This is a genomic window from Duganella zoogloeoides (assembly GCF_034479515.1).
In the GTDB taxonomy this organism is placed as follows: Bacteria; Pseudomonadota; Gammaproteobacteria; order Burkholderiales; family Burkholderiaceae_D; genus Rugamonas; species Rugamonas zoogloeoides.
In genome coordinates this window covers 1,336,478-1,356,950 of sequence record NZ_CP140152.1, presented here as the reverse complement: position 1 = coordinate 1,356,950, position 20,473 = coordinate 1,336,478, and the positions used below count along the sequence as shown (strand labels likewise).

The 20,473-nt window shown below is 63.2% G+C and carries 22 protein-coding genes; 4 read left to right on the top strand and 18 right to left on the bottom strand.

The genetic code is table 11. The features are described from left to right. Window positions 1-50 precede the first annotated feature (50 nt). Genes rplI through rpsF form a run of 4 tightly spaced genes read right to left on the bottom strand, consistent with a single transcriptional unit; the run spans window position 51 to window position 1,557 of the window. Window positions 51-503: a 50S ribosomal protein L9 gene (gene rplI, locus SR858_RS05975; protein ID WP_019922638.1), complete on the bottom strand. Its 453-nt coding sequence runs from the start codon at window positions 501-503 to the stop codon at window positions 51-53. 34 nt (window positions 504-537) lie between these two features. Continuing rightward, a complete protein-coding gene (gene rpsR, locus SR858_RS05970; RefSeq protein WP_019922639.1) occupies window positions 538-828 on the bottom strand; it encodes a 30S ribosomal protein S18 in 291 nt (96 codons plus the stop codon). Between the two features lie 15 nt (window positions 829-843). After that, window positions 844-1,149: a primosomal replication protein N gene (priB, locus tag SR858_RS05965; protein ID WP_026637428.1), complete on the bottom strand. Its 306-nt coding sequence runs from the start codon at window positions 1,147-1,149 to the stop codon at window positions 844-846. A gap of 18 nt (window positions 1,150-1,167) precedes the next feature. Then, window positions 1,168-1,557, bottom strand: a complete 390-nt coding sequence (gene rpsF, locus SR858_RS05960; protein WP_019922641.1) for a 30S ribosomal protein S6 — start codon at window positions 1,555-1,557, stop codon at window positions 1,168-1,170. Window positions 1,558-1,712: 155 nt separating this feature from the next. Here rpsF and SR858_RS05955 point away from each other — a divergent pair, with 155 nt between their 5' ends. Both SR858_RS05955 and lexA read left to right on the top strand, forming a co-directional pair. After that, a complete protein-coding gene (locus SR858_RS05955) occupies window positions 1,713-2,528 on the top strand; it encodes a DUF5695 domain-containing protein (RefSeq protein WP_154819959.1) in 816 nt (271 codons plus the stop codon). A gap of 152 nt (window positions 2,529-2,680) precedes the next feature. Beyond that, window positions 2,681-3,319, top strand: coding sequence for a transcriptional repressor LexA (gene lexA / locus SR858_RS05950; protein WP_026637429.1), 639 nt, complete (start codon window positions 2,681-2,683; stop codon window positions 3,317-3,319). Window positions 3,320-3,350: 31 nt separating this feature from the next. Here lexA and SR858_RS05945 read toward each other — a convergent pair whose 3' ends face one another. The 14 genes from SR858_RS05945 to SR858_RS05880 all read right to left on the bottom strand — a co-directional run bounded on the left by SR858_RS05945 (window position 3,351) and on the right by SR858_RS05880 (window position 18,583). Then, complete coding sequence (locus tag SR858_RS05945; protein WP_019922643.1) at window positions 3,351-4,595, bottom strand: cystathionine gamma-synthase family protein; 1,245 nt, start codon at window positions 4,593-4,595, stop codon at window positions 3,351-3,353. Window positions 4,596-4,601: 6 nt separating this feature from the next. Next, entirely contained in the window at window positions 4,602-6,128 is a 1,527-nt protein-coding gene (purF, locus tag SR858_RS05940) for an amidophosphoribosyltransferase (RefSeq protein ID WP_019922644.1), read from the bottom strand. A 63-nt stretch (window positions 6,129-6,191) separates the two neighbouring features. Further along, window positions 6,192-6,680 carry a CvpA family protein gene (locus SR858_RS05935; RefSeq protein ID WP_019922645.1) on the bottom strand — a complete coding sequence of 163 codons (489 nt, stop codon included), beginning with the start codon at window positions 6,678-6,680 and terminating at the stop codon, window positions 6,192-6,194. Between the two features lie 19 nt (window positions 6,681-6,699). Then, the gene (locus SR858_RS05930) at window positions 6,700-7,803 is read right to left on the bottom strand and encodes an SPOR domain-containing protein (RefSeq protein WP_019922646.1); all 1,104 of its coding nucleotides are present in this window, start codon (window positions 7,801-7,803) and stop codon (window positions 6,700-6,702) included. 22 nt (window positions 7,804-7,825) lie between these two features. Continuing rightward, window positions 7,826-9,115, bottom strand: coding sequence for a bifunctional tetrahydrofolate synthase/dihydrofolate synthase (folC, locus tag SR858_RS05925; RefSeq protein ID WP_019922647.1), 1,290 nt, complete (start codon window positions 9,113-9,115; stop codon window positions 7,826-7,828). A gap of 102 nt (window positions 9,116-9,217) precedes the next feature. Beyond that, window positions 9,218-10,090 (bottom strand): acetyl-CoA carboxylase, carboxyltransferase subunit beta, encoded by an 873-nt coding sequence (gene accD / locus SR858_RS05920; RefSeq protein ID WP_019922648.1) that lies wholly within the window; start codon window positions 10,088-10,090, stop codon window positions 9,218-9,220. A gap of 122 nt (window positions 10,091-10,212) precedes the next feature. After that, a complete protein-coding gene (locus SR858_RS05915; RefSeq protein ID WP_154819960.1) occupies window positions 10,213-10,488 on the bottom strand; it encodes an antitoxin in 276 nt (91 codons plus the stop codon). A 5-nt stretch (window positions 10,489-10,493) separates the two neighbouring features. Beyond that, window positions 10,494-10,769, bottom strand: coding sequence for a BrnT family toxin (locus tag SR858_RS05910; protein ID WP_084670014.1), 276 nt, complete (start codon window positions 10,767-10,769; stop codon window positions 10,494-10,496). Window positions 10,770-10,844: 75 nt separating this feature from the next. Further along, window positions 10,845-11,642 carry a tryptophan synthase subunit alpha gene (gene trpA / locus SR858_RS05905; RefSeq protein WP_019922650.1) on the bottom strand — a complete coding sequence of 266 codons (798 nt, stop codon included), beginning with the start codon at window positions 11,640-11,642 and terminating at the stop codon, window positions 10,845-10,847. 48 nt (window positions 11,643-11,690) lie between these two features. Continuing rightward, the gene (gene trpB / locus SR858_RS05900; RefSeq protein WP_019922651.1) at window positions 11,691-12,938 is read right to left on the bottom strand and encodes a tryptophan synthase subunit beta; all 1,248 of its coding nucleotides are present in this window, start codon (window positions 12,936-12,938) and stop codon (window positions 11,691-11,693) included. After that, window positions 12,922-13,626 carry a phosphoribosylanthranilate isomerase gene (locus SR858_RS05895; protein ID WP_019922652.1) on the bottom strand — a complete coding sequence of 235 codons (705 nt, stop codon included), beginning with the start codon at window positions 13,624-13,626 and terminating at the stop codon, window positions 12,922-12,924. The genes trpB and SR858_RS05895 overlap by 17 nt, the downstream gene beginning before the upstream one ends. An 11-nt stretch (window positions 13,627-13,637) precedes the next feature. Beyond that, entirely contained in the window at window positions 13,638-14,441 is an 804-nt protein-coding gene (gene truA / locus SR858_RS05890) for a tRNA pseudouridine(38-40) synthase TruA (RefSeq protein WP_026637430.1), read from the bottom strand. 158 nt (window positions 14,442-14,599) lie between these two features. Beyond that, window positions 14,600-17,389 carry a FimV/HubP family polar landmark protein gene (locus SR858_RS05885; RefSeq protein WP_322534503.1) on the bottom strand — a complete coding sequence of 930 codons (2,790 nt, stop codon included), beginning with the start codon at window positions 17,387-17,389 and terminating at the stop codon, window positions 14,600-14,602. Between the two features lie 201 nt (window positions 17,390-17,590). Continuing rightward, window positions 17,591-18,583, bottom strand: a complete 993-nt coding sequence (locus SR858_RS05880; protein WP_019922655.1) for an SAM-dependent methyltransferase — start codon at window positions 18,581-18,583, stop codon at window positions 17,591-17,593. A 139-nt stretch (window positions 18,584-18,722) separates the two neighbouring features. Between SR858_RS05880 and SR858_RS05875 the strand changes: the two genes are divergently transcribed. Both SR858_RS05875 and SR858_RS05870 read left to right on the top strand, forming a co-directional pair. Then, the gene (locus SR858_RS05875; RefSeq protein WP_040377941.1) at window positions 18,723-19,436 is read left to right on the top strand and encodes an aspartyl/asparaginyl beta-hydroxylase domain-containing protein; all 714 of its coding nucleotides are present in this window, start codon (window positions 18,723-18,725) and stop codon (window positions 19,434-19,436) included. After that, window positions 19,433-20,467, top strand: a complete 1,035-nt coding sequence (locus SR858_RS05870) for a hypothetical protein (protein ID WP_154819962.1) — start codon at window positions 19,433-19,435, stop codon at window positions 20,465-20,467. The genes SR858_RS05875 and SR858_RS05870 overlap by 4 nt, the downstream gene beginning before the upstream one ends. The last annotated feature ends 6 nt before the right edge of the window (window positions 20,468-20,473 follow it).

The window sequence follows — 20,473 nt, the reverse complement described above, 5'->3', positions numbered from 1 at the left end:
GCTTTTTTTAATGGTATTGCTTACTTGACAGGCCGAAACCCATGCAAGTATTAGGCAGCTTCGCCTACAACAGCAACGGTCACTTCAGCGATCACGTCGGTGTGCAGAGCAACGCTCACTGGGAACTCGCCGGTGGTCTTCAGAGGACCGGTTGGCAGGCGCACAGCCGATTTCTCGACAGCGAAACCAACTTTGGTCAGCGCTTCAGCGATGTCGAAGTTGGTGACCGAGCCGAACAGACGGCCGTCAACACCAGCTTTTTGCGAAACGGTCACGGTCATGCCGTTCAGTTTCTCGCCTTGAGCTTGTGCAGCAGCCAGCTTGGCGGCAGCAGCTTTTTCCAGTTCAGCGCGCTTGACTTCGAATTCCGCAACGGCAGCAGCGGTAGCGCGGCGAGCCATTTTTTGCGGGATCAGGAAGTTACGTGCGTAACCGTCTTTGACTTTAACGACTTCACCCAGGTTGCCCAGGTTAACGACTTTTTCCAACAGAATGATTTGCATAGTTCTTCTCCAGATGCTTGTCTAAACTACGCAATTAAGCGTGGTGCAGATCGGTGTATGGCAGCAGGGCCAGATAACGGGCGCGCTTGATCGCGGTGTCCACTTGACGCTGGTAGTGCGCCTTGGTGCCGGTCAGACGTGCTGGCATGATCTTGCCATTTTCCTGGACGAAGTCTTTCAGGGTGTCTACGTCTTTGTAGTCCACTTGCTCAACGCCAGCGGCGGTGAAGCGGCAGAACTTCTTGCGCTTGAACAGTGGGTTTTGTTGCTTACGCTTTTCTTTAAGCTTGAGCTTGTTTTTGTCGAACTTTTTACCGAATGCCATGTGAGGCTCCTGTATTTAAATTGAGCTGTCCGTGACAGCACTAAAATCAATGATGTGAAACACCAGGCTTTTGCTATTGCGCGTCTTCTTGTTCAGGAAACCGGTGAACTGGTACACCCCGCCCAGCGGCGCCGCGTTGAACTTGCCTGAAATCTCGCCTGCGGCAACCGCAGCAATTTCAAACTCGCTCAACCTGGCGATTCCCGCCTCCATTTGCTGCGACCGATGCTGGAGTACAGCATTGATGATCGGCATGCCTGCCGGGGTATAACGCAAAGCGTCACGTTCGGCAATGAGGGCAGTGAACTGGAGCTGGTTCAGCTCGGTTCCTTGAAACAATTAGGCTGCGGCAGGAGCTGGAGCAGCTGCTGGGGCTTCGGTGCGATGCGATTTGGCAGCATCTTCACGTTGTACCGACTTCATCATTGGCGAAGGAGCGGTTTCCGCTTTCTTCAGCTTGACGGTCAGGTGACGCAGCACGGCATCATTGAATTTGAATGCGGTTTCCAGCTCGACCAGGGTCTCGTTGTCGCATTCGATGTTCAGGCAGATGTAGTGTGCTTTGGCCAGTTTCTGGATCGAGTAAGCCATCTGACGACGGCCCCAATCTTCAACACGGTGCACGGAGCCACCGCGGGTCGTTACAGTGGTTTTGTAACGTTCGATCATCGCGGGCACTTGCTCGCTCTGGTCCGGGTGGACGATAAATACGATTTCGTAGTGACGCATGAAAACTCCCTTAAGGACTTGTGAATATAGCCCACCCTGGCGTCAAGACAGGTGTGGGAAGAGGTAAGCCCGCGACTATAGCAGCTTTTTCAGCGGAACGCCAGCCTGGTGTTGCCGGTGCTACAGTGCGATTTTCTTGTCCTGGGAACATGATCATGAAGCATCTGATGGCACTTGCGGCGCTGTCCGCCCTGCTGTTCTCTCCGCCCGGCCTGGCTGCCGCACCACACGAACCGGCGCCCATCAAGACCCGCGCCTACAGCACCCCCGCCCTGCTGTTCGCACTGCGCACCGACACCCAGACCCTGGCGCGCCTCACGCCCGTGCTCGACCCCAGCTTCGATTTCGTGCCCGGCCCGCGCGAAGATGCGCGCCAGGGCAATGGCTACCGCCACCTCGGTGACTTGGCCCTGACCGTCCGCACCGGCAATGGCGCGCAGCGCTCCTACACCTCGTTCGCGGCGCGCCGGCCGATCCGCGAACTGCCGGCAGGCCGGGCGCTGGCCGCTGCCGATATCAGCGCAAGCATGGGCGCCGACTTGGGCGCTAGCGTGCCGCTGGCAGTGGAACGGCGCTGGCTCAACGAACGCGGCACGCTGGTGCTGCGCTTTACGCTGATCAACCGGGGACGGCAACCGGTGCAGGTGGTGTCCGCCAGCATGCCGATGGTGTTCGAACAACAAGGCTTCGGCGCCTCTGCCGAGGAACGGCGGGCCAGCAGCAGCACCGTCAAGCCGCGCCCGGGCACGCTGGGCTCGGTGGAAGTGGCGCGCGCGAACGGCGAGGCGCCGGGGCTGCGGCTGCAACCGGACGGCCGCACCCCGCTCGATAGCTGGCAAGCCATGCCGAGCGGGCAACTGCAGGGCGAACAGTACGCCAGCTGGGTGACCAGCGGGTTTACCCTCAAACCGGGCGCCAAACGTGACATCGGCGTGCGATTCGTGATCCAGCCGCAAGGGGCAACGCGCTGATTTCTCATAGGGGAGCGCGGCAGGCTCCCCTGTGCAACAACTTTTTTCACATTATTTCGCTCAAAGCAAGAAATTCCCTTGCATTGGCGGTCATACTGTACAAAAATACAGACTGTCTATATACACAGCCCATTTTTTTACTGACCACGCCCATGATCAAGCTCACCGCACGCCAGGAACAAATTCTCAATCTGATCAAGGACGCCATCGAAAACACCGGCTTCCCGCCCACGCGCGCCGAGATTGCCAACGAACTGGGCTTCAAGTCGGCCAACGCCGCCGAGGAACACTTGCAGGCGCTGGCGCGCAAGGGCGCGATTGAAATCGCGGCCGGCACCTCGCGTGGCATCCGCCTGCTCGGTGTCCATGCCGAGCCTTCTACCGCCAAGATGCCTGCCGCGCTGATGATGTCGCTGCCGCTGATCGGCCGCGTGGCTGCCGGCTCGCCGATTTTGGCGCAGGAAAACCTCGAGGCGAACTACAGCGTCGATCCCGCCATGTTCTCGGCCAAGCCCGACTACCTGCTCAAGGTGCGCGGCGAATCGATGCGTGACGCCGGCATCATGGATGGCGACCTGCTGGCCGTGAAAAAAATCGACAGCGCCAAGAATGGCCAGATCGTGGTGGCGCGCATCGGCAACGAGGTAACGGTCAAGCGCTATCGCAAGACCGGTTCGCTGGTGGAACTGCTGCCGGAGAACCCGGAGTTCAAGATCATCAAGGTCGATCCCGAGGCGGACGAGTTTGCACTGGAAGGCCTGGCAGTAGGGCTGATGCGCACCTGGCACTAAAAAATATGGACCGCCGCGGCGGTCCATTGTTTTAACAACCTTCCAGCGCGCAGCTGAAGTCTTCCAGCAGGTCGCCCTCATCCTCGATGCCGACCGACACCCGTATCAGCGACTCCGCAATCCCCATCGATGCACGCCGTTCGGCACCCATTTCAAAGAAGATCGTGTGCGCCACCGGGATGATCAGGGTGCGCGTGTCACCAAGGTTCGACGCCGGGATCGCCAGCTTGAGGCGATTGAGGAAATCGAAGCAATCGATGCCATCCTTCAATTCAAAGCTCAGCAGCGAGCCGTGCTTGTGGAACAGCTCGGAACTGATGCCATGCTGCGGATGCGACGCCAGGCCCGGGTAGTACACCGCCGCCACCCGCTCGTCCGATTCCAGCAATGTGGCCAGCGCCAGCGCGTTGCTGCTGGTGCGTTCCATGCGCAGCGCCAGGGTTTCGGCGCCGACGGCAATGTGGTGCGCCGCCTCGGGCGCCAGGGACGAACCGAAGTCGCGCAGCGCCTTGGCGCGGATTTGCGCCAGGCCCCACTGCAGCGGCGCCGCCTTCTTGTAGTTCTCGTAGATGTTGGGGAACCGGGTCCAGTCATACGCGCCAGTGTCGGTCAGGCTGCCGCCGAGTGCATTGCCGTGGCCGCCGATCGACTTGGTCAGCGCATTGACCACCAGGCCGGCACCGACCGATTTCGGCCGGAACAAATACGGCGTGGTCATGGTGTTGTCGACCACGTACAGGATGCCGCGCGCCTGGCACATTTCGCCAATGCGCTTGAGGTCCGCCACCTGCGTGCGCGGGTTGGCGATGGTTTCGACAAATACCACGCGGGTGTTGTCGGTGATCGCCGCCTCGACATTGGCAACATCGGTGGCATCGACAAACGACACGCCCACGCCCTGCGCCATGGTGGTTTGCCACAGGCTGTTGGTGTTACCAAACAGGAACGACGACGACACCACGTGGTCGCCCGTGCGCAGCAGCGCCTGGAACACGGCGCCGATCGCGCCCATGCCGGTGGCGAAGCAGATCGTGCCGACGCCCTGCTCCATCTTGTTCACCTTGTCTTCGAGCGCGGCGATGGTGGGGTTGCCCTGGCGCCCGTAGCGGAAGCCCGGCTCCTTGCCCTGGAATACCGAAGCCAGCTGGCGCGCATCGGCATAGCCGAACGCGACCGACGTATGGATCGGCTTGTGCAGCGATCCGTGCTCGATGCCCTTCTGGCGGTCGTTGTGCAGGATGGTGGTGGTAAAGCCGTAGTTTTTCTTGTCTGTCATGGACGATCAGCCCTCGGCGGCGGCCAGGTTCAGGTTCAGCTGCGAACGGCCCGCATCTTCCGGCTTGGCGGCCTTGGTCGGGTTGTTGCGCTCGTTTTCCAGCTTGTCCAGGTACTCGCGGCTGACGTCGCCGGTGATGTACACGCCGTCGAAGCACGACGCCTCAAAACTGGTCAGCGCCGGGTTGACGTCGGAAATGGCCTGCTTGAGCGCATCGATGTCTTGGTACACCAGGGCGTCGGCGGTGATCTCGCGGCACACTTCTTCCACCGTGCGACCGTGGGCGATCAGCTCGTCGCGGGTAGGCATGTCGATGCCGTAAACGTTCGGGTAGATCACCGGTGGCGCGGCCGACGCAAAGATCACTTTCTTGGCGCCCGAGTCGCGCGCCATCTGCACGATCTCGCGGCTGGTGGTGCCGCGCACGATGGAGTCATCCACCAGCAGCACGACCTTGTCCTTGAACTCGTCAGGAATCGCATTGAGCTTCTGGCGCACGGATTTCTTGCGCGCGGCCTGGCCCGGCATGATGAAGGTACGGCCGATGTAGCGGTTTTTAATGAAGCCTTCGCGGTATTCCTTGCCCAGCGCCAGCGCCAGCTGGATGGCAGCCGGACGCGACGAATCGGGAATCGGCATGACGACGTCGATATCGTCGGCCAGGCCTTCGCGCACGATTTTCTTGGCCAGGTACTCGCCCATTTTCAGGCGGGTGCTGTACACCGAGGCGCCATCGATGACGGAGTCGGGACGGGCCAGGTACACGAATTCGAACACGCACGGGTTGAGCGACGGGTTGTCGGCGCACTGGCGCGTGTGCAGCTGCTTGTCATTGTCGATGAAGACGGTTTCGCCGGGCGCGATGTCGCGCACGAAGCGGAAGCCCATGCCTTCGAGCGCCACCGATTCGGAAGCGATCAGGTATTCGTTGCCCTGCTCGGTTTCATTGATGCCCAGGCACAGCGGACGGATGCCGTACGGATCACGGAAGGCCAGCAAACCGACGCCGGCGATTTGCGCCACGGCAGCATAGCCGCCGCGCACACGGCGCATCAGCACGGTAACCGCCTGGAAAATGGTTTCGGCATCGATCGAGATATCGACGGTGGCCTTCTGGATTTCGTGCGCCAACACGTTGAGCAACACTTCCGAATCGGAATCGGTGTTGATGTGGCGGCGGTCGTTCTTGAACATCTCTTCCTTGAGCTGTTCCCAGTTGGTCAGGTTGCCGTTGTGGGCCAGCGTGATACCGAACGGTGCGTTGACGTAGAACGGCTGCGCTTCTTCCTCGCTCGACGAACCGGCGGTCGGGTAACGGCAGTGGCCGATGCCCGAGTTGCCTTGCAGCGTACGCATATTACGGGTACGGAACACGTCGCGCACCAGGCCGTTGGCCTTGTGCATGGCGAACATGCTGCTGTGATTGGTAGCGATACCTGCCGCGTCCTGGCCGCGATGCTGCAACAGCAGCAATGCGTCATACAGCAGTTGGTTGACAGGTTGATGGGAGACGACGCCGACGATGCCACACATGTTGATGCTCCTGGACTGGACTTGCAGATTTAAAAACGTTGATTCAATTCACAAATTCAAACTTCAAAAATTCACATGCTGCGCCATTGCAGCGGGAAGGTAGTCCTTGACCACGCGCGCTCCCAGCTCGCAGTACGGGCTGAGCAGCGCATTCTTCCAGAGTTCTTCTTGCGGCAATGCCGTCATTCCACCCAAGATGACGGCGGCCAGCACGATTACAAGGCCACGGCCCAGGCCGAACACGGCGCCGAGCAGGCGGTCGAACAGGCTCAGGCCACCGGCGTCGAGCAAGGCGCCCAGCACCATGGACAGCAAACCCATCAGTATCCGCGCGCCGATGAACAGGGCGATGAACGCCAGGATCAGCCGCAGTATTTCCCCGGGCACGACTGCCGGCAGCATGACTGCCAGTTGCGCCGCATAGGCGTTGGCCACCACGAACGCCACGATCCAGCCCACCAGCGACAGCACTTCCTTGACCAGTCCGCGCACCATGCTGATCACGACCGACGCGGCCAGCACGAAGATCACCAGGTAGTCGAAGATGGTCACGACAGACGGTGCAAACAGGTCAGACGGTTTCCAGGCGGCCAGCCAGGCCCATGCTTTGCAGCTTGGCGCGGACTTTTTCCGCCTCTTCCTTGCTGCTGAACGGCCCCACGCGCACGCGCGTGACCTCGCCCGACGGCGCTTTTTGCGTGTACGAATTGATGCCGGCCTGCTTGAGGCGCTCGCGCAGTTCGCTGACCTTGGCCTGGTCGCTCAGTGCGGCCACTTGCAATACGAATTTCTGGCCGGATTCGGCTGCAACGTTGGACGCACCAGGCGGCTTGGCAGTTTTGCCTTCCAGGATGGCCAGGGCGCGCGCATCCTGCGCCTGTTTGCTCTCGGCGGCGGGCTTGGCGGCGGCTTTGGCTTCAGCGGCTTTGATGTCGGCAGCACGCGACTCGGCCAGCTTGCGGTCGGCTTCGGCGCGGGCGTCCGCCTTGGCTTTGGCTTCCTCGCGGGCCTTGGTCCTGGCGTCGGCTTCCGCCTTGGCTCCCGCCTTGGCATCGGCCAGCTTGCGCTCGGCTTCGCGCTTGCGTTCCTGCTCGGCGCGGCGATCGGCTTCCTGCTTGTTGCGGGCGTCGGCCTCGGCCTTGGCGCGCGCTTCGCTGGCGGCCACCGAGCGGTCCAGTTCGTCGGAGTGCGCCTGGGCTTGCGCCGACAGGCCGGTCTCGGGCTTGGCGGCCGGCTTGGCCGCTACCGCGGCAGCAGGTTTGGCGTCCTCGACAATTTCTTCACGGCTGTCGAGCGTGTCACTATCAGGAATGGTGGCGGCGCGGCGCTCGCCGCCGACGGCCGGGGCGCCGGCCGAACGTTCTTTCGAGGGGATCTTGATATCGATGTCGGACGCCAGCGGCTTGGGCTCGGAGTCGAGCAGCATCGGCAAACCGACCGCCACGGCCAGCGCCAGGGCGATGGCGCCGACCAGACGGCGGCGCGCGCGTTTCTTTTCAGGCAAGACCGGATCGTCCGCTTCGCGGTCGCGCGAGCGGCGCCGCGGACCATCGGTGGACGAAGCGCGCTTGGAACGGGCACGCTCGAGCGCGGCCTGGTCATCGGCACTGGTGTAATAGCCGCTGTCCTGGGCGGATTCTTGCTTGTTTTTGCCGAATTTCGAGAACAAGCCCATGCGTGATTTCAGTCCTGTGTGTTCAATGGAATGAGGATTTTCGCGCTGCCATGACGCCGGCAACAGTGAGGAAAGATCCAAAGACCACAATTCTATCATTCTCCCCGGCCCGGCTGACCGCATTTGCGTACGCTGCTGCCGGATCGTCGAAGATATTGATGGTCCGTTCGGCCTTGTCTTCCTGCACCAGCTGCACCTTGGCCGCCAGTTCCGATGCCGTGGCCGAGCGCGGCGACGGCAAGGTGGCCAGGCACCAGTGATCGACATGCTCGGACATGGCGGCGATCACGCCGTCGATATCCTTGTCCTGCATGGAGCCGAATACGGCAAATGTATACGGGTGAAAGCCCATGTTGCCGAGGTTCTGGTTCAGCGCCGAGGCCGCGTGCGGATTATGGGCGACGTCGAGGATCACGGTCGGCCGGCCCGGCAGCACCTGGAAGCGGCCCGGCAGTTCCACCGTCACCAGGCCGGTGCGCACTTCCTGCGCGCCCACCGGCAATTCGATGCGCAGCGCTTCGAGCGCAGCCAGCGCGGCGCAGGCGTTGAGGATCTGGTTGGCGCCGCGCAGGCTCGGGTACGCCAGCGAATTGCGGCGCTGCGAGCGGCCGCCGTAGTTCCACTGCTGCTTGTCGCCCGAATAATTGAAGTCGCGGCCCATCAGCCACAGGTCGGCGCCGATTGCCTCGGCATGGTCGATCAGGGTTTGCGGCGGCACCGGGTCGGAGCAGATCGCCACCTTGCCGGCGCGGAAGATGCCAGCCTTTTCGAAGCCGATGGCTTCGCGCGTGTCACCGAGGTAGTCGGTATGGTCGATATCGACGCTGGTGACGATCGACACGTCGGCATCGACGATGTTGACCGCATCGAGGCGGCCGCCCAGGCCCACTTCCAGGATCACCACGTCCATGCCGGCGCCGGCCAGCAGGCGCATGATGGCGAGGGTCGTGAATTCGAAGTACGTGAGCGTGGTGTCGCCGCGTGCAGCCTCGACCGCATTGAACGCTGCGACCAGCGCCTCATCAGTGGCCAGCTCGCCGTTGACGCGGGCGCGCTCGTTAAAATCGAGGAAGTGCGGCTTGATGTACAGGCCCACCCTGTAGCCGGCGCGCAGCAATACCGATTCGAGCATGGCGCAGGTGGAACCCTTGCCATTGGTGCCGGCCACCATGATCACCGGGCAGGTAAATGCCAGTTGCAGGCGCTGCTTGACCGCAAGCACGCGGTCGAGGCCCATGTTGATGACGGTTTCGGCATGGCGCGATTCGAGCAGCGCAAGCCAGGCGGGCAAGGTGGTGGGGAGATTGGACATGTGGGACTCTGAAATAAGAACGGCGCGCAGGCCGGATCATATCCGATTGCGCGCCGCGTGGTGGGAACCTCGCAAACCTACTGCGCGGCCTGCGAGGTTCCTTTAGGCTATTACTTCTACCGGTTGATTTTGCAGGAGGGCCAGCAAGCGGGCGATTTCTTCGCGCATCTTGCGGCGGTCGACGATCATGTCGATGGCGCCCTTGGTGACCAGGAACTCGGAGCGCTGGAAGCCTTCCGGCAGTTTCTCGCGCACGGTGTTCTCGATCACGCGCGGGCCGGCAAAGCCGATCAGCGCTTTCGGCTCGGCCATCACCACGTCGCCCATGAAGGCGAACGAGGCGGACACGCCGCCCATGGTCGGGTCGGTCAGCACGCTGATGAATGGCAGCTTTTTCTCGGACAGCTTGGTCAGCATCGAGGTGGTCTTGGCCATTTGCATCAGCGACAACAGGCCTTCCTGCATGCGGGCGCCGCCAGTGGCGGTAATGCAGATGAACGGCACTTTCTGCTCCAGCGCCGCTTGCGCGCCGCGCACGAAGCGCTCGCCCACCACGGAACCCATGGAGCCGCCCATGAAGTCGAATTCGAAGCACGCCACGACAACCGGCATGCTAAGGATGGCGCCGCCCATGACGATCATGGCGTCGGTTTCGCCGGTAGCTTCCATGGCCTGCTTGAGGCGGTCAGGGTATTTCTTGCTGTCCTTGAACTTCAGGGTATCGACCGGCAGCGTGTCCATGCCGATTTCATAGCGGCCACCGGCGTCGAGCAGGCTGTCGAGCCGCTCGCGGGCGCGGATGCGCATGTGGTGGTCGCACTTGGGGCACACGTGCAGGTTCGACTCCAGGTCGGTGCGATACAGCACGGCTTCGCACGACGGGCATTTGACCCACAGCCCTTCGGGCATGGTCTTGCGCGCGGCAACGTCTGAACGCTGGATGCGCGGGGGCAGCAGTTTCTCTAACCAACTCATAATTTCTCCTTGCAGCTTACTCGTGGCCGAAGTGTAGCCGTTTCTGGCGACCCTGTCGAACATTGCAATACATTAATTTTTACTTTGAGTCATTGCTTTAAAGCTGCTTTAGAGGAAAGCTACTATGCGTCAGCAGCAGTGTCGGTATCCTCCGCCAATGATTCTTCAAGCAGTTTGCGTTCTTCCAGCGTGAGCAATCCCAAGTCGGCGCTGTAGCCTGATCCTGCCAGATGGCGAAGATATCGATATATCATTTCTTCGGCGCGCAGACCGTAAGGTTCACCGAGCTTATGGAAATACTCGATCGAACGAAAATCCAGCCGAAAAGTCACCTCTCTGCTGAGCGTTTCGAAGTATGGATTGGGGATAGCATCGGAAAAATCTACTGGCTTGGTCATTTTCTTCACCTGTCCATGTAACGAATCTTCTCGCGCGGCTGCGCCTCTCGCGCTGAAATGATGCGTACAACAGAGTTTCTTCGGTAGCAATAAGACACCACCAATAGCCGATCGTTCTCACTGATGCCTAGAAGGTGGAATCGATCTTCGTCATCGGAGTGCAGGTGATCAAATGCTTCCCTCGCACTCATATCGGTAAACACCGTGCTGGCTTCTTCGATGCTTACACCGTGTTTGCGCAGATTCGCCGTTGCTTTGATCGAATCCCACTCAAAATGCATCGCATAACCCCGCCTATTAACATAGTCATTGTTTGACTACGGTTCAAGGCCGGAGTTCCCGACGAATCGAAAAAATCAGGCGTCCAGCGCAGTCCTGATGCCAGCCACGAAGGTCTGCACCGCTGCCACGGCGCCTTCGGCGCCGTGCTGTTCGATTTCCTGGATGATGCGGCTGCCGATCACCACGGCGTCGGCCACGTCGGCCACGGCGCGGGCGGTGGCGCCGTCGCGGATGCCGAAGCCCACGCCGATCGGCAGCGAGACGTGCTCGCGGATCGCGGCCAGGCGCTGCGCCACTTCCACGGTGTCGATATTGCCGGCGCCAGTGACGCCCTTGAGCGAGACGTAATAGCTGAAGCCGCCGCCAACGCGGGCCACCTGCTTGATGCGTTCCTCGGTCGAGGTGGGCGCCAGCAGGAAGATCAGGTCGAGTTCGGCGGCGCGCATGGCGGCGGCGAAGTCTTCGCACTCTTCCGGCGGATAATCGACCACGATGGCGCCGTCGGCGCCGGCGGCCTGCGAATTGGCGATGAACGCTTCGGCGCCGATGCGTTCGATCGGGTTGGCGTAGCCCATCAGCACCACCGGGGTCGCCTGGTTGGTCTTACGGAATTCGGCCACGTAGCCGAATACGTCACGGATGCCGACGCCATGCGCCAGCGCGCGTTCGCAGGCGCGCTGGATCACCGGGCCTTCGGCCATCGGGTCGGAGAACGGTACGCCCAGCTCGATGATGTCGGCGCCGCCGGCCACCAGCGCGTGCATCAGCGGTACCGTGAGCGCGGGGCCGGGGTCGCCTGCAGTAATAAAGGTGACCAGTGCGGTCTTGTTTTGCTCTTTTAAGGCGGCAAAAGTTGCGGCGATACGGGACATGGTGTGCTTTCTATGAGAATGAATGGGAAACGATCTAAGCCAGAAAAATCAGCTGAAATTGAGCCCCATCCGCTCCGCCACCGTATGCATGTCCTTGTCACCCCGGCCCGACAGGTTGGCCAGGATGATCTTGTCCTTCGGCAGTGTAGCGGCCAGCTTCACCGCGTACGCCAGCGCATGCGACGACTCCAGCGCCGGAATGATGCCTTCGATATGGCAGCAATCGTGGAACGCCTGCAAGGCCTCGTCGTCGGTGATCGAGACGTACTCTGCGCGGCCGATATCTTTCAGGTAAGCGTGCTCGGGCCCCACGCCCGGGTAGTCGAGACCGGCCGAGACCGAGTGGGTCTCGATGATCTGGCCGCTCTCGTCCTGCAGCAAATAGGTGCGATTACCATGCAACACGCCCGGATAGCCCTTGGTCAGCGAGGCCGCGTGCTTGTTGCCGTCGAGGCCCTCGCCTGCCGCTTCCACTCCCACCAGGCGCACCTGTTTCTGGTCGATATACGGGTAGAAAATGCCCATGGCGTTCGAACCGCCGCCGATGCAGGCGGTCACCACGTCCGGCTGGCGGCCCGTCATTTCCGGCATCTGCACCAGGCATTCCTCGCCGATCACCGACTGGAAGTCGCGCACCAGCATCGGGTACGGGTGCGGGCCGGCCACGGTGCCGATGATATAAAACGTGTTTTCGATATTGGTGACCCAGTCGCGCATTGCTTCGTTGAGCGCATCCTTGAGGGTTTTCGAACCGGATTCCACCGGCACCACGGTCGCGCCCAGCAGCTTCATGCGATAGACGTTCTGCGCCTGGCGCTTGACGTCCTCGCTGCCCATGTACACCACGCATTCGAGACCGAAGCGGGCGCAAATGGTGGCCGTGGCCACGCCATGCTGGCCGGCGCCGGTCTCGGCGATGATGCGCTTCTTGCCCATGCGGCGCGCCAGCAGCGCCTGGCCGATCACGTTGTTGATCTTGTGGGCGCCGGTGTGGTTCAGGTCTTCGCGCTTGAAATAGATTTGCGCGCCGCCGGCCATCTCGGACCAGCGCTTGGCATGGTAGATCGGCGAGGGACGGCCGACGAAATGCTTGAGCTCGTAGCGGAATTCTTCCAGGAATTCCTGGTCCTTGCTGTAGCGCGCATAGGCGGCATTGAGCTCGGCCAGTGCATAGGTCAGGGTTTCGGCCACGAACGAGCCGCCGTACGGGCCGAAGTGGCCGCTGGCGTTAGGGAAGTCGTAATCGGTGGCGTGGAACAGGGGCGCTGCTGCGCCAATCTCAGGCAAGGCTTTCATGGGGGTGTTCTTTCAGGGTTGCTCTGTCGAGCTGGTCATCTCCGGCCCGCACCGCCGCAATAAAATCGGCGATCTTGCGGGCGTCCTTGATCCCCTTCGCTGCTTCGACACCGCTGCTGATGTCGACCGCGTAGGGGCGTACGCTCACCACCGCATCAGTGGCGTTGTGTACGCTCAAGCCACCACTCAAAACGACCCGAGGCGCGAGCTCTTTTGGAACGAGAGACCAATCAAAACCCTTTCCTGCGCCACCATAAGCATCCACATATGTATCCAGCAACAGGCTGGTGAACAAGGGACTGGCGGCACGGCATAGCTGCTCGTATTCTAGCAAATCGGCGGGCGCGGTGTCAGGTTTCACCCGGAACACGCGCAGGAACTGTCGCCCGCACGCTGCAGCGATCGCCGCCGACTCGGCGATGCTCTCGTCGCCATGCAGCTGCACCAGCGATACCGGCGCCACCTTGACCACGGCCGCCACCTGCTCCGGCGTGGCGTTGACGAACAGGCCGGTGCAGGTGACGAACGGCGGCACGGCCGCGATCAGCGCGGCGGCCTGCTCGGGCGTGACGTAGCGCGGGCTGTTCGGATAGAACACGAAACCGATGGCGTCGGCGCCCAGGGCGACTGCCGCCTGCACGTCTTCCACGCGGGTCAGCCCGCAAATTTTAATTCGGGTGCGTTGCATGAGCGTTTCCTTTAGAACCAGGGCAGCGGCGCGGTGGTTTCGAGCGGCAGTTCCCACTTGGGGTCGTAATCGATCTTGGCCAGGTACAGGCCGTCGGGCATGAAGGTGGGCGCGGCGGCATGGCGGTCTTTTGATTCGAGCAACTCGCCCAGCCATTCGGGGCGCTGGCGGCCCGTACCGATGTACACGAGCGAACCGACCAGGTTGCGCACCATGTGGTGCAGGAAGGCGTTGGCGGTAATGGTAAACACCACCAGCTCACCGTGACGCTGGATGCGGATGTCGTGCATCAGCTTGACGGGAGACTTGGCCTGGCACTGGGCCGCGCGGAATGCCGTGAAGTCGTGCCAGCCCAAGAGCGGCGGCACGGCCTGCTGCATCAGTTCCACGTCGAGCGGACGGAAATAAAAGCCGGCGCGACCTTCGAGCAGCGGCGAGCGGGTGGGATTGTTGTACAGCACGTAATGATAGGTGCGGGCGCGCGCGCTGAAGCGGGCGTGGAAGAAATCATTGACGCCGGGGTCGCCCGGCAGCTCTTTGGCCCAGCGCACCGCGATCGACGGCGGCAAAAACGCGTTGACGCCGCGCAGCCAGGCATTGGGGTCGCGCGACAGGTCGGTATCGAAGTGGACGACTTGTTCGAGCGCATGGACGCCGGTATCGGTGCGGCCGGCGCAGGTGGTAGCGAGCGGCACCCTGGCGAATTTCTCCAGGGCCCGTTCGAGCTGATCCTGCACCGTGTGGCCGCTTTCCTGTTTCTGGTAGCCGTGCCAGGCGGTGCCGTCGTACTGCAGGCCGATTGCGATCCGTTTCAATTGCTGCCCAATCTGAATTTCCGAATCGGCCATTATATCGCTTGCACCGCCGCGGCTGGAGCGCCTGATAAAACCTCCAGCGCAAGGCGCAGCGACGAAGACAGTACGAACGTACGGCGAGGAGCTGCAACGCCGCGCTGGAGGCTCATCAGGCGCGCTTAGCCCAGCTGCTCCTTCATCGCGGTGGCCTTGGCCACCTGCTCGTCGCTGCCGCCACGCAGCACTTCGTCGAGCAGTTCGCGCGCGCCCTCCTTGTCGCCGATTTCCTGGTAGGCGACGGCGAGGTCGAGCTTGGTATCCATTTCCATGTGCAGCGCCGACATTGGCTCGGCACGGCCAGTCTCGGCACGGCCAGTCTCGGCACGGCCAGTCTCGGCACGGCCTGTCTCGGCGCTGGCAGCCGGTTCCGCCGGCTCGGGCTGGCTGTTCAAGTCGAAATCGATGCCGGAGAGGTCGAACTCGGGCGCAGCGTCCTTGTCAGCCACGGCTGGCGCTGGCGCCGGGGCCGGCTCTGCTGGCGGCACGGCCAGGGCCGGCACGTCGGGAATGGTGAAGTCGGCAGCGTCGAAGTCGAGCGGTACGCGGGTGGCATCGGCGTCGGCTGCCACAGATGCCTTGTCCAACGCGGCCGGCTGGGCCGGTTCGGCTGGCAGGTCGAGGCTGAAGTCCATGCTCGGGTCGTATGCTGGCTCCTCGGCCGGCGCCGGTGCAGGCTTGTCGAGCGACAGGTTGAAATTGTCGTCCTGCAGGAACGGCACGGTCTCGGCCGGCACTTTGCCGAATGGATCCTGCGCATACGGGTCGGGCGCGGCAAAGTCCAGGCCACCCAGGCCGAAATCGGCAGCGTTCGCTTGTGCAGCCACCGAAGCCGGCGAGACAGCGGCATCCGCCGCCTGCGGCAAGGCAGTTTCCAGGTCGTCATTGAAACCGGTGTCGTAGGCGGCCGGCGCGGTATCGTAAGCATCAGCACCGCCCGCTGCGGCGCCGAACGCGGTCGCCTCGGCCGGCACATCGCCATCGCTATCGTCGTGGTCGTAGGCGGCATAGGCCGCAGCGGCCGTGGCAGCAGCCACCACGCCGGCAGTGGCTGCCACCGGCGCGGTGCCAAAGCTGTCGGCGCTGTCGGCGTCAAGGCTGGCGTACAGCGGGTTGCCTGGTTCGAGTTCGCGGCCCATGCGCGCGGCTTGCGCCCATTCGTCGCCCTGCCCGCGCGTGAGCGAATACAGTTCCGACGCCTGGCTCTCGAAGGTGCGGGCATCGTGGCGGTTGGCGTAGATTTCCAGCAGCTTCAGGCGCGCGGCATGGCGCTCGGGATGGTTGCGCAGCGCTTCCTTGAGGATTTCCTCGGCTTGCGCATCGCGGCCATAGGCGATGTACACATCGGCTTCGGCCACCGGATCGACTTCGTTGTTGTCGAGCTGGCTGGCCGACGGCGCGAAGTGGGTGTCGAAGCCGCTGTTGTCGGCGCCGACCACCGGCTCCACTGCCGCCGCATCTGTCGCAACACCGGCGGCCACACCACCTGCAACAGCAGCGGCTGGCGCGGTCGGCGCCGGATCCCAGGCCGGCGCGGCGTCGAGGCCATCGGGGCCGGATTCGTCGCGCGGCACCACGAACTTGCGGCGGCGACGCGCGGCAATGGCAGCCAGCGCCGCCACCACGGCCACCAGCAAACCGGCCACCAGCAGGCCCACCATTTGCGAATTGGCCATCAGCTTGTCGAACAGGCCCGGTTCTTCGAGCTTGCGCGGCGGAATCACCGGCGCCATCCGGGTTGGCGCCGGCGCGGACGCGGCCTGCTCAGCGGCGACTGGCGCAGCCGGCGCGACCGGGGCCGTGGCGGCCGACTTGCTCTTGACCTCCATCAGCTTCTCGAGGTCGTTGACGTTCTTTTCCAGTTCCTGCACCCGCGACGAAGCGTCCTCGACCTGCTTCTGTTTGGCGATCCTGTCTTCGACGGCGGCGCCGGTCTTGCCTTCGCCCGGCTTGTCGGCCGTGGCCTTGGACAGGGTGAGCTTGTCGCGCGCGGCGTTGACGGCGTTCGGCTTTTCCTCGACCTTGGCGGTAATCTTGCCCGACGAGCTCTGGCCAGTGCCGGCATCCTTGGACGGCGTGCTGTTGGCGACCTGGCCAGCCAGGCGGGCGCGGTAGGCGTTGAAGTCGCGCGCATGCGCCACCACCACGCTGCGGGCGCCGGACTCGCCATCGCCGTCGGCGGCGCGGATGGCGCCGGCGTCAGGCACGGCCAGGATCTGGCCGGACTTCAGGCGGTTCATATTGTTGCCCATGAACGCTTCCGGGTTGGCGCGGTACAGCGCCACCAGCATCACGTCGAGCGAGACATCGACCGGCTTGACCTGGCTGGCGATGGCGCTCAGGGTATCGCCGCGCTTGACAGTGATTTCCTCGACGGTGGCTTTGGCTGCCGGCCTGGCGGCTGGTTTGGCATCAGCGGCGGCGGGCGCCCTGGCTGCGACCGGCGCCGTGGCCGGCGCCGTGGTGGTGGTCGGCGTACGCGCCGGCCCCAGGTCCACCGGTGCTGCCACCTGCGGCGACTGCGCGCCGCGCATTTCGGGCGGATCGAGCAGGAACGTGTATTCGCGCACCATGCGCCCGCCATTCCAGTTCAGTTCCAGCAGCAGGTCGACAAACGGTTCGTTGAGCGGCTGGCTGGACGACACGCGCACCACCTGGCGGCCATTGCGCTGTTCGACCTCGAAGCGCAGTGCGGACAGCGCGGGGTTGAAGTCGATATTGGCGGTGCGGAAGGCGTCGGCTGGCGCCAGCCGCACCGACAGGCCGCTGGCCTCCTCGGGGGTGACGGCGCTCAGTTCGATTTCGGCGCGCAGCGGCTGGCCCAGTGCCGACAGCACGGTGAGTTTGCCCAGTCCAGCAGCGTTAGCCGATATCAACACTGCGCTGGCAACGGCGCCGACAAGGGTTTTCAACGCGAATGAGACAATGCTGGAGCGAGTGTTTACGGACATAGTGGCGGGCGACAATTGGTTGTTAGAGGGAAAATGTTACTTTCCCAGATATATCAACATAACATCATGGTCCCACCGAGGCAAGTCTCGCACGCCGATCCGCCCCCTCCAGCGCCATCGCAGGCGGTAAAAACGTCACTTGCCAGGAGAGGCCGGAGGCCGTTACACGACTTCCCACGCCAACCCCGGCGCCGGGCCCAGTTGATACGAAAATGCCAGCGTCGCGCCGCCCGGCAACTGCGGTTTTCCCGGCAGGTGCAGCGGCAGGTTCAAGCTGCTTTCATAATCGAGCAGGGCAATGCCGTCGTACACGCGGATACGCGTGAGCAGCCTTGGCCCCTCACCGAGCACCTCGGGCAGACGGATGGTGGCCGCCGGCAGCGACGGCCCGTGCAGCGTTTGCCAGTCCATGATCGCGGCGGCATCAATCTCGAAGATGCGGCCCCAGTCGGTGCACGGCTCGCCGCCTCTGCGCCCCACCGTCCCCAGATGCACGGCGATGGCGCTTGGCACCAGCGTGGCCTGCGGCGCCTGGCTCAACAGATTACGCATGATGGACACCTGCGGTTCCTTGCCCAGCGCCGTGTTCATGGTTTCGCTGACGATGACGTCAACCTGCATCTCGGGCGCAATGCGCCAGGTGGCGGCGTCGGCGCAGACAAACCCGGCAACGTGGGCGCCATAGTCCAGCTCATCGATCAGCGCGCGCGCATCGTCGAGCGCGTCCTGGTGCACTTCCAGCAGCGTGAAGCGCACTTGCTGCGGCGTGAAGACGGCCATCAGCGGCAGGGCCAGCAAGGCGAACGGGCCGCAGCCGGCATACAGCACCGACACCGGGCGACCAGGCACGGCGGCATGGCGGATCGCTTGCGCCAGTCCCTGGATAAAGGCAGCGGTGCGCAACGGTTCGCGCGCACACAGGGCCGCTTGTATCGGCGAAATTGCCTTGCCACTGGGTAGGAAACTGGTACCCACGCTCATGTGGACAGAACCGTCCATGCACAGCCGCGTATGTCGCTCGACCAGGGCGCGCAGCTGCCCGGTTTCACCGATCAGCGAGATCAGCGAACGGGCCGGATCGGCAAGGGCGCGGGCAATACGCGCCAGTTCGGCCTGGCTTTCGCTGGACGAAACGGCCTCAGAAATCGTTGTCATTGAAAAATCCCGTCAAATTAGTTGCAAGACGACATAAACGTTGGCAGCATAGCAAATTGCACAGTATGTGAACCACCTTTTTTGGAGCGCCGATGCCTGGCCTTTCCTCGTCTTTCCATTCAGCCTGGCCAGTAGCGGCATGAGCGCACCGAGCGCCTGGCTGCGGCTGCTCTTGCAGTTCGACGTGGCCCGCATGCAGCAGGACAGCGACCGGTTCGCGGCCGCCGACTGGATCAGCCATTTCAATACCTGTGCCTATGAAAACGGCTGGAGCTGCCTGCCGCTGCGCGCGCCGGGCGGCGACGCGCGCCAGATCATGCCGCTCGACGGCGCCAGCTACGCCGATACGCCGCAACTGGCGCGCTGCCCGTACCTGCAGCAGGTGATCGGCCGCTTCGAGTGCGAGGTGGGCGCTGCCAGGCTGATGGCGCTGGCAGCGGGCGCGGTGATACGCGAGCATACCGATCCCGGCACGGCGCTGGCCGATGGCGTCACGCGCATCCACATCCCCATCCATACCTCGCCCCGCGTGCTGTTCCACATCGAAGGCCAACCCGTGCATTTTGACGCCGGCCATGCCTGGTACATGGACGCCAGCTGCCGCCACGCGGTGGCAAACCATGGCCATGCGGCCCGCGTGCACCTGGTACTGGACTGCACCACCAACGACTGGCTGCGGGACCAGTTCGCTGCGGCCGGTTTCGTGCCCAGGCCGGCACCGCGTTACGGCGTGCGTGGCATCCATGACGGCAATGTCCACGAACTGATCGCCAGCCTGCGCCGCATCGGCGCGCCCGCTGCAGTGGCCGAGGCCGATCGGCTGGCCGCGCTGTGCGCCAGGGTGACGGCATGAGCGCCACCAGCGGCTTTGCGGCCCATGAGCGCCAGCTGGCCCGCGGCGAGCAGGTCGGCTGGCAGCCTGGCATGGACATGCGCCACTGGTTTCCGGTGACCGCGACGGCCGGCCCTGCGGATGGCGCCGCGACGCTGGCGTGGCGCGACATGCAAAACATCGCCTTTACCGATTCGTTTGTGGAAAACACGCTGATGCGCCAGCCACGCGAACAGCGCCGCGTCTGCGTTACGCCGCCGCAGGCGCTTGACCAGTTTCAGCTGGGCAATGCACTGGCGCCGGATGCCTTCATTTTCCATGTCTCGCGCTGCGGCTCCACCCTGCTGACGCAATTACTGGCGTCGCTACCGCAGGCCATCGTCATGTCCGAGCCGCCGATCATCGACTCGCTGTTGCGTATGCACCACGACCACGGCGGTAGCGACACGGTGACGCTGCTGCGCCAGGCGATGCTGGCCATGGGCCAGCGCCGCACCGGCGCGGAAGATACCTACGTGATCAAATTCGATTGCTGGCATATCCACAGCCTGCCCCTGCTGCGCCAGGCGTTTCCCGGCACCCCCTGCCTGTTCCTGTACCGCCAGCCACACGCGGTGCTCGCTTCGCACCAGCGCCGGCGCGGACCGCAAATGGTACCGGGCCAGATCCATCCTGCGCTGCTGCCCCTGCCCGACCGGCCGGTGGCGGCGGCAGACCTCGACGCATTTGCGGCACTGGTGCTCGACAGCCTTTTCACGGCAGCGCGCAGTCATGCGCTGGCCGGAGAGCTCACGCTGATCAATTATGAGCAGCTGCCGGCGCTGGTGTTTTCAGACCTGCTTGCCTTGCTGTCGATCAGTTGCACACCGGACCAGCTCGACGCGATGCAGATGCGCTCGAAGTTTCATTCCAAGTACCGCGACGACGCCTACAGCGGCGATCCGCAACCGCAGCAGGACGGCAGGCTGGCGCAGCTGGCAGCACCGCTGGCAGCGCACTATCAGGCGCTCGAAACGCTGCGCCTGGCGCGCTGTACAAGCGGCTGCAGATAGTCACTG